9 protein-coding genes are annotated in these 8,581 nt (G+C 35.7%); 8 read left to right on the top strand and 1 reads right to left on the bottom strand.

Annotated elements, in window-relative coordinates:
* The first annotated feature begins 40 nt into the window (after nucleotides 1-40).
* Genes wecB through ACJMLZ_RS05235 form a run of 3 tightly spaced genes read left to right on the top strand, consistent with a single transcriptional unit; the run spans nucleotide 41 to nucleotide 3,460 of the window.
* On the top strand, nucleotides 41-1,363 hold the full coding sequence (gene wecB / locus ACJMLZ_RS05225; protein WP_405304303.1) for a non-hydrolyzing UDP-N-acetylglucosamine 2-epimerase: 1,323 nt from the start codon (nucleotides 41-43) through the stop codon (nucleotides 1,361-1,363).
* The gene (locus ACJMLZ_RS05230; protein ID WP_405304304.1) at nucleotides 1,347-2,435 is read left to right on the top strand and encodes an ATP-grasp domain-containing protein; all 1,089 of its coding nucleotides are present in this window, start codon (nucleotides 1,347-1,349) and stop codon (nucleotides 2,433-2,435) included. The genes wecB and ACJMLZ_RS05230 overlap by 17 nt, the downstream gene beginning before the upstream one ends.
* Nucleotides 2,436-2,437: 2 nt before the next feature.
* The gene (locus tag ACJMLZ_RS05235; protein WP_405304305.1) at nucleotides 2,438-3,460 is read left to right on the top strand and encodes a hydantoinase/oxoprolinase family protein; all 1,023 of its coding nucleotides are present in this window, start codon (nucleotides 2,438-2,440) and stop codon (nucleotides 3,458-3,460) included.
* A 37-nt stretch (nucleotides 3,461-3,497) separates the two neighbouring features.
* Here the strand turns inward: ACJMLZ_RS05235 and ACJMLZ_RS05240 are convergent, their stop codons facing one another.
* Complete coding sequence (locus ACJMLZ_RS05240; protein ID WP_405304306.1) at nucleotides 3,498-4,064, bottom strand: CDP-2,3-bis-(O-geranylgeranyl)-sn-glycerol synthase; 567 nt, start codon at nucleotides 4,062-4,064, stop codon at nucleotides 3,498-3,500.
* A 142-nt stretch (nucleotides 4,065-4,206) separates the two neighbouring features.
* Between ACJMLZ_RS05240 and tes the strand changes: the two genes are divergently transcribed.
* From tes to ACJMLZ_RS05265, 5 genes are all read left to right on the top strand, one after another.
* Nucleotides 4,207-5,703, top strand: a complete 1,497-nt coding sequence (gene tes / locus ACJMLZ_RS05245) for a tetraether lipid synthase Tes (protein ID WP_405304307.1) — start codon at nucleotides 4,207-4,209, stop codon at nucleotides 5,701-5,703.
* Between the two features lie 99 nt (nucleotides 5,704-5,802).
* On the top strand, nucleotides 5,803-6,288 hold the full coding sequence (gene hacB / locus ACJMLZ_RS05250) for a homoaconitase small subunit (protein WP_405304308.1): 486 nt from the start codon (nucleotides 5,803-5,805) through the stop codon (nucleotides 6,286-6,288).
* 29 nt (nucleotides 6,289-6,317) lie between these two features.
* Complete coding sequence (locus tag ACJMLZ_RS05255) at nucleotides 6,318-6,938, top strand: HVO_0476 family zinc finger protein (RefSeq protein WP_405304309.1); 621 nt, start codon at nucleotides 6,318-6,320, stop codon at nucleotides 6,936-6,938.
* 10 nt (nucleotides 6,939-6,948) lie between these two features.
* A complete protein-coding gene (locus ACJMLZ_RS05260) occupies nucleotides 6,949-8,223 on the top strand; it encodes a tRNA (N(6)-L-threonylcarbamoyladenosine(37)-C(2))-methylthiotransferase (protein ID WP_405304310.1) in 1,275 nt (424 codons plus the stop codon).
* Between the two features lie 205 nt (nucleotides 8,224-8,428).
* The coding region (locus ACJMLZ_RS05265) for a histone family protein (protein ID WP_405304311.1) at nucleotides 8,429-8,581 on the top strand (153 nt) is incomplete at its 3' end.

Consider the following 8,581-nt stretch of genomic DNA (forward strand, 5'->3'; position numbering starts at 1 on the left):
CTTTTTTATGTAATTTTTAATAAATATAGTAAATGATATTATGAAAATAGCAACCATTTTAGGAACAAGGCCCGAGATTATTAAGATGGCTCCAATCATTGATGAGATATCAAAAAGGGGAATTGACCAGATTATTTTACATACTGGCCAACATTATGATGAGGAGATGTCTGATAATTTCTTCAGGGACTTGGAAATTCCAGCTCCGGATTACAATATTCACGTAGGTTCCGGAACTCATGGCAGACAAACAGGTTTGATGATGCAGGGAATTGAGGAAATACTGCTGGATGAAAAACCGGACATCGTGCTTGTTCAGGGAGATACCAATGCAGTGCTTGCCGGTGCCCTTGTGGCTTCAAAATTGCATATTGCAGTAGGTCACGTCGAGGCAGGACTCAGATCATTTGACATGACCATGCCTGAGGAGGTCAACAGGCGTGTTGCTGACGTTTGCTCAGCGATGTATTTTGTTCCGACTGAAGAATCTGCAATCAACCTTTTGGCTGAAGGTTTTTCAAGGAAAGATTTGATAATTACAGGAAATACCGTTGTCGACGCTTGCTTTAGACATTTGGAAATAGCCAAGAAAAAAGGCTTTGAAGAGGAATCACTTGCTGAGTTAGATATTGATAATATGGAAAACATTTTGACTTTGACAATGCATAGGGCAGAAAATGTGGATGACAAGAAAAGGGTAACCAATATTATCGAAGCCTTAAAGGAATTGAGTGACATGAATATTATTTTTCCGATTCATCCCAGAACCAAAAACACGCTTCAAAACTTTGGCCTGTTCGATGAATTAAATGATTTGGAACATGTTCACATCATAAAACCCGTAGGATACTTGGATTTCCTGCAATTGACTTCCGCTTCCACTTTAATCTTGACCGATTCAGGCGGTCTTCAGGAAGAGGCCATTACGCTTGATGTTCCTGCCTTAACTTTAAGGTACAATACAGAAAGGCCGGAAACGGTGGCTGCTGGAGGCAATATTCTTGTGGGGTCAGATAAAGAAGCAATCTTGGAAAATGCATTTAAAATCTTAAACGATAAGGAATTCGCCGATAAAATGAGGAACGCTCCAAACCCGTATGGTATGGGTAATTCTGCAAAAATGACTGTTGATGCAATTGAGGATTATTATGCAAGAGGTCTGCTTGACATTGCTGCTCCCGAAGACATAATGGCTTCATTTACAAGAAAAATGACTATGATAACTGAGGACATTACGGTTAATGAATTTGAAGACAGTAAAAACGCTTCAATCCATTTGGTCTTTGATGGTGACAAGATGAGATTTCCTAATGATGATTTGAATATAAAAGGTATGTGTGTTAGTTATGATGAAAGAGAATGATTCTATTTTGGTTTTTGAATATTTTACGGCTTCAGGTGAAAAGGATAAATGCATAATATCTGAAGCTGAAGCATTGATATTTGCACTTTTAGATGATTTAAATGAATTTAATGTAGATTTGGTTATCAATGAATCTTACGAAGATGTTATTAAGGATTATAAAAATGTCAATCCAATCTTTATCGATGTTGATGTTATAGAATGGTTAAAGGACAATGCCGCTAAGTTTGACAATGCTATTTTCATAGCTGCAGAAAACGACAACAATCTTTTCAATATTGCAAGAATCTTGGAAGAAAATGGGGTTAATTTTTATAATTCGTCTTCTGAGGCCTGTTTTATTGCATCTGACAAATCCGAAACTTATGAAGTTCTTTCAAATATAGTCCCGCAGCCAAGAACATTCAGATTTAAAATTGATCCTAAGGGATACTGGAAAAGGGCAATTGAAAATTTGCATGAAAAATGGCAAGCTGAAGATCCGTTAACTCCTCTAAAACTTATCATAAAACCGTTAACTGGAGTGGATTGTGAGGATATTGTAGTAATTGAAAAAATTGAAGATTTAACTTTGGATTTGGATAAAATCTTCAAGCCAGGTTCAAGGGTTATAGTTCAGGAATTCATTGATGGAACTGATATAAGCGTTAGTCTAATCAGTGATGGAAAAAGTGCCATTCCTTTAAGTCTCAATCAACAATTTGTAGAACTTAAAAACGATAAGGGAACATATATCGGTGGAAAATTACCATTTGAAAACAAATATAAGGATGAGGCATTTGAAATAGCTAAAAAGGCAGTTGAGGCTATTGACGGCTTGAAGGGTTTTGTGGGAGTTGATTTAATTATCAATTCCGATGAAAAAGATGTCTATTCTGTATATCTTTTGGAAATCAATTCTCGATTTACAACACCATATGTCGGTTTGAAACAGGTTGCCAATTTTAATATAGGCCGGTCCATAATAGACTTGATTGATGGAAAAATAAGCATTGGTGATTTGGATATTTCTCTGGATGGTGAGGTTGAATTCAAAAAGTCAGGAGATAATTTAATAATTAGGAGAATATGATTATGAAAATAGCTGGTTTTGATATTGGCGGAGCAAATACGGATTTGGCAATCATTGACTTTGAAGGCAATGAAATTAAAAATATTGAAGTTGACTTCGCATACCTTCCCATGTGGAGCAATAATGAGGATTTGCCACGGGTTTTAGTGGAACTGATTGAAAATATGTGCCCTGTATCAGAAATTGATGCGGTTGGCATTTCAATGACTGCCGAACTTGTTGATGCATATGACACTAAAAAAGATGGAGTTTTGGATGTCGTTAAAAAATGTGAAGAGACATTTTCCTGCCCGATAGCTTATGTAGGAGTTGAAGGAATGATGTCAAAGGAAGATATTTATGAAGCTCCCCTTAAAGCAGCAGCAGCCAACTGGATAGCAACAGCTCAAATTGCAACTTTAATTTCTGATAACTGTATTTTCATCGATACAGGCAGCACTACAACAGACATTATACCTATTAAGGATGGTGTGGAGTGTGCAATCGGCAAGTCTGATTTTGACAGGTCCGCAACTGGTGAATTGGTCTACACTGGAACTTTGAGAACTAATTTGGCCAGTTTCCTTGATAAGGTCGAGTTAAACGGTAAAGACTACAGAGTTGCTTCCGAGTTGTTTGCACAGACTGCAGATGTTTACACTGTCCTGGATTTGATAAGCGAAGATGATTATGTTTGCGATACATTTGACGGTGAATCCAAATCAAAAATAGACTGTGCAAAAAGGATAGCCCGTGTTGTTTGTGCTGATTTGGAAATGTTGTCTATGGATGAAATTGTTGAAATGTCCAAGTTCATTCATCAAAAGCAAGTAGAGCAAATTGCCGATGGCTTAAAACAGGTTCATGAAACACAGAATTTGGATTTGATTGTTGTAACCGGACTCGGTAAGGACATTTTGGACAAGCCTGCAGCAGAGCTTTTGGGTCTGCAAGTCAAATCAATGGGTGATATATTGACCGATGAGGAGTGTGTTGTTGCACCTGCTGTCGGAACTGCTGTGATGATGAATAAATATTTAAATTAGAGGTTCTAACCTCAATTAATCTTTTTTTTAAAATAAGTTAGTACCAAACGTCCTTTAAACCCAGCAAATAAGCTCCTGTATTGGCCATTAAATGTATGATTAAGGTCAGTATGATTGCTATAACGACAAATGATAAACTGAGTTCAACGACAAATGAAACCAAAATCAGAGCAACTATCAAGAAATCTAACTGATCCAATAGTGGGGCGGGGTTTCCCCTTCCGATTCCAATTCTTCTTTTTAAAAAGCTACCTAATGCATCGCCTAAAAGAGCACCGAAACCAAGTAAAAATCCGATTAGTATTCCGCTGCTTACGTCAGTAATAATTGGAGTCGTAATGAGTTGTCCAAAGTTTGCAATTATTATTGGGGCGAGAAATCCTTGAATAATGCCTGTAATGATTCCAATAACAGTTCCGCCTATTAATCCTCTCCAGGTGACTCCATCACCTATCCAACGAATTCCTTTTTTGTCGGATTTTCCGAAGTCAACGGGGGTGCCTCCTCCAAACACTAGTCCGGCACCATTAGAAAAATACGCCGGAAGTATGAAATAAAGTGTTGCGACACAAGTGATTAATAACATTTGGACATCAATGTTCATTTATTCATTCTCCATTATCTTTGTATTTAAATTATATTTTAACTAGTATATATTAATTAACTTTAAATATTACATTAATTTAAATATATAATATTATGTAAGTAATACTAATAATAAATGTTATTAGTTAAAGGTGATTTTTTTGAAAATTAAAGATACAAAAAGTTTATGCCCTGAGTGTGGTAAAGCACTTGTCGCTGAAGTTTTTGATGAGGATGGGAAAATTTTCATTAAAAAGACTTGTGACGAGCACGGGGAATTTGTAAACACTTATTGGAGTGATGATGGGTTATACAATAAAGTGAAAAAGTATACTCCTTCAATAACCGGTGTTGAAAACCCTTGTGTTGAGGATACAGGAGCTTGTCCTAGCAATTGCGGTTTATGTTCAAAGCATGAAACTTCCACAGTATTGGGGTTAATTGATGTTACTAACAGGTGTAATTTAAAATGTCCGGTCTGTTTTGCAAATGCTGCGGCCGCCGGATACTTATATGAGCCTACTCAAGACGAAATAAGACAAATGCTTAGGAATTTAAGAAACTTAAAACCTAATCCATGTCCCGCTATTCAATATGCTGGTGGTGAACCTACAGTTAGAAAAGATATCATTGATCTTATTAAAATGGCAAAGGAGGAAGGTTTCACTCATGTTCAAATAGCTACCAACGGTATCAGGATAGCTAAAAGAAAAGGTTTAGCTAAACAGTTAAAGGACGCTGGTTTAAATACTGTTTACCTTTCTTTTGAGGGTGTCACTTCCGAGCCTTATATTATAAATAAGGGAAGAGATTTGCTCCCTGATAAGCTTCAAGCTATTGAAAACTGTAAGGAAGCAGGTTTAGGTGTTGTGTTAGTTCCTACATTGGTCAAGGGAGTAAACGACAATCAGGTTGGAGAAATTATTAAGTTTGCTTTCGATAATAATGACATTATTTATGGTGTCAACTTCCAGCCGGTTTCTTTTTCAGGAAGAACTCCTTCAGACAGTGTTGAAGAGCAAAGGATTACTATTCCTGACTTTGTTGAAATCATTGAAAAAGAAACTGACGGTCAAGTACCTACTTCCGCATTTTATCCGCCTTCTTTCGTTGAACCTATTGCAGAGTTCATTTCATTGTTGGATGGCGAAGAATCAGCTAAAGTGACATTGAACTGTCATGAGCATTGTGGAATCGCTACTTATGTATTCAGAGAAAAAACTGAAGGCAGTGGAAAGGATAAACTGATTCCAATCACAGAATTCATTGATGTTGATGATTTATGCAATAAATTAAAGGAATACAATGAAAAACTGAAAAAAGGTAAATTCGGTTCTCATAAGAGAGTTTTAGCTGGATTGACTGGAAATCTTGCAAAAATGATTCATACCAGCAGGTCTCCTAAAGATTTGGATATTACAAAAATCTTATATAATGTATTTGCTAAAGGGGATTATGAGGCATTGGGAGACTTTTCCAAAGATGCAATGCTTATCTCATGTATGCATTTCATGGATCCGTTTAATTTTGATGAAGATAGGGTTAAGAAATGTGTTATTCATTACGCAACACCTGACGGCAGAATCATACCGTTCTGTACAATGAATTCAATATATCGTGAAGCTGTTGAAAGGGAATTTTCCAGACCTTTCAAATAGATAAAAATCAATAATTTTTAAAAATCACCAAAAACTTATTTTGTATTTGGGATTCCCAAATACTTCATTTTTTTATCAATCAATCTCATAGTGATATAAATGGATATTATTAAAGGAAAAACATGGACCTTTGGGGAAAATATTGACACTGATGTAATTATCCCTGGAAGATATTTAAGAACATTCAATCCTCAGGATTTAGCAGATCATGTCCTTGAAGGAGAAAGGCCTGATTTTACAAAAAATGTTAAAAAGGGAGATATTATTGTTGCGGATGAAAACTTTGGATGCGGTTCATCCAGAGAACAGGCACCTGTAGCCATCAAAACAGCGGGTGTGGATGCAATTGTGGCTAAATCTTTTGCAAGGATTTTTTATAGGAATGCAATCAATATTGGATTGCCGGTAATCGTTTCAGATATTGAAGCCAAAGACGGTGACATTATCAGTATAGATTTATCAAAAGGAAATTTAGTTAATGAAACAAGCGGTGAATCCACTACTTTTGAGCCGTTTAAAGAGTTCATGTTAAATATTTTAGAGGATGGCGGTTTGGTTAACCATTATCTAAGCGATAAAGAATAATTTTATTTTTTTTAAGGAGGAATTAAAAGATGGATTGTCCTATTTGTGGTTCGGATGACCTTGAAATATTAAACTCAAAACAGAAATCATCAAAGACAAAATTAATGGAAGAGTATTTATTGAAATGTGAAGAATGCGGTCATGTTTTTAAGGATATGTTTTCAGCTAAAAAACCAAAGCCTTACAGGTTGATTATCTCAGAGCAGGATAAATCTCATAAAACCACTATCGATTTATCTCCAAGCGACGAGCTTGAAACAGGGGATGTTTTGCTGTCTGAATTTGGTCAAGTTGAAGTAACAAGTATTGAAGTAAACGATAAAAGGGTAAGCAAATCTAAAATTGAGGATATTGATACTATTTGGGCAAATTCTGTTGAAATTCCAGCACGTATTGGATTTTCAGTTGATTTGCATGGGGAGGTTGATTCCTATAAGCTTGATTTGGATAGGGATTTCGAGATTGCTCCTGGAGATATTGTTAAAATTGACAAACATATCGTAAAAGTGCATGTCATCAAAACTCAGGAAAGAAAGCTCACTTCAGGATTTGCCAAAGCAGGGGTAATTAAAAGAGTTTATTCAAAGCCGGTCAAATTCAATAATTTTGATTATGATTTAACTAAAGATATTTTTAAGAAAACTTCATAGGGAAAATACCATGAAAGTATATATTGATTCTTACGGATGTACATTCAATAAGGCGGATGCACAGATAATGGCAGGAACCTTGCAGGAAAATGAGATAGATATTGTGGATTCCATCCAGGAAGCGGATGTTATTATTGTAAATACATGTTATGTAAAACTGCCGACTGAAAACAAGGTCGTTTATAGGATTCAAAAACTTCAAAAGGATTTTCCGGATAAAAAGGTTATTGTCAGTGGGTGCATGGTCGAAATTGATCCTGAAAAACTGGAGAAGATAGGTCCGAACTGTTCTTGGATAGGGCCTCATCAACTGAATAAATCCGCTGATGTTGTCAATGGTGCTTATTGCGGTGAAATTATCCGCGAAACAGGCTTTTCAAAAGAAAGTAAAGTGGGTGTTCCAAAACTTAATGATGGCACTTTGATTCATATTATTCAAATTTGTGAAGGTTGTTTAGGGGCATGTGCTTTTTGCTGTACCCGATTTGCTCGCGGTCCTTTAAATAGCTATCCTATTGATGATATTGTCAGCGAAGCAAAGGAAGCTATTGAAAACGGTGCATGTGAAATTCAGCTCACCGCCCAGGATACTGCCGCTTTTGGCAAGGACACCGGTGAGAAACTATCTGATTTAATTAAAGAAGTGGCCAATTTGGACGGAGATTTTCGTGTTCGCGTTGGAATGATGCATCCTAAAAATATTTTAAACGATGTTGATGATATAATTGAGGCAATTAAACATCCTAAGGTATATAATTTCATACATTTGCCGATACAATCTGGCAGTGATAAGGTTTTATCTGAAATGAGGCGAGGCCATAATGTCAGCCAATATTTGGATATTGTATCAAGGTTTCGAAATGAAATTCCTGACCTGACTCTGGCTACTGATATCATTGTAGGTTATCCGACAGAAAATGATGAGGATTTTGACCGCACGGTCAAATTGCTTGAAAATGTAAAGCCAAGTTTAATTCATTTGTCAAAATACCAACACAGAAAGGGGGCAATCTCATCATCACTTCCGGAAATTCCTCGTGATGTAATGAAAAAAAGATCTAAATTTTTATCTGAAATTAAATCAGAAATAACTGAAGATGAAAATCGTGAATTGGTTGGTTCTTATCAGGAGGTCTTGGTTATTGAAAAAGGTTCCAAAGGAGGATTTATTGCAAAGACAAATTCATATATTCCAGTTATTATTGATGATGTTGAATTAGGAACCTTTGTTAATGTAAAAATAACCGAAGCGACATCAACTTATCTAAAAAGCGAATTAGTGTAGAGATATTTTTTTTATTTTTTATTTATTCTTGTTTTATATTTTTACTTAATATTCGCCCTTTAATTATAATCAATTTCTATATTTTTTTCTAATTTTCAAAAGCATTTTCTCATAAGTGCACTACTAAACTATAGCGATAGAATATTCAGTTTTACCGATACATTTATATACTATTGTATACTATCATTTAATTGGAGGTGTAATTATGAGTGAATTACCAATCGCACCAGTCGGTCGTATCTTAAAAAATGCTGGCGCACAAAGAATTAGTGATGATCCAAAAATTGCATTAGCTGAAGCATTAGAAGAAAAAGGTGACGAAATCGCACAAAAAGCTGTAAATTTCGCACGCCACGCT

The organism is Methanobrevibacter sp., from assembly GCF_045126245.1.
Classification (GTDB): domain Archaea; phylum Methanobacteriota; class Methanobacteria; order Methanobacteriales; family Methanobacteriaceae; genus Methanocatella.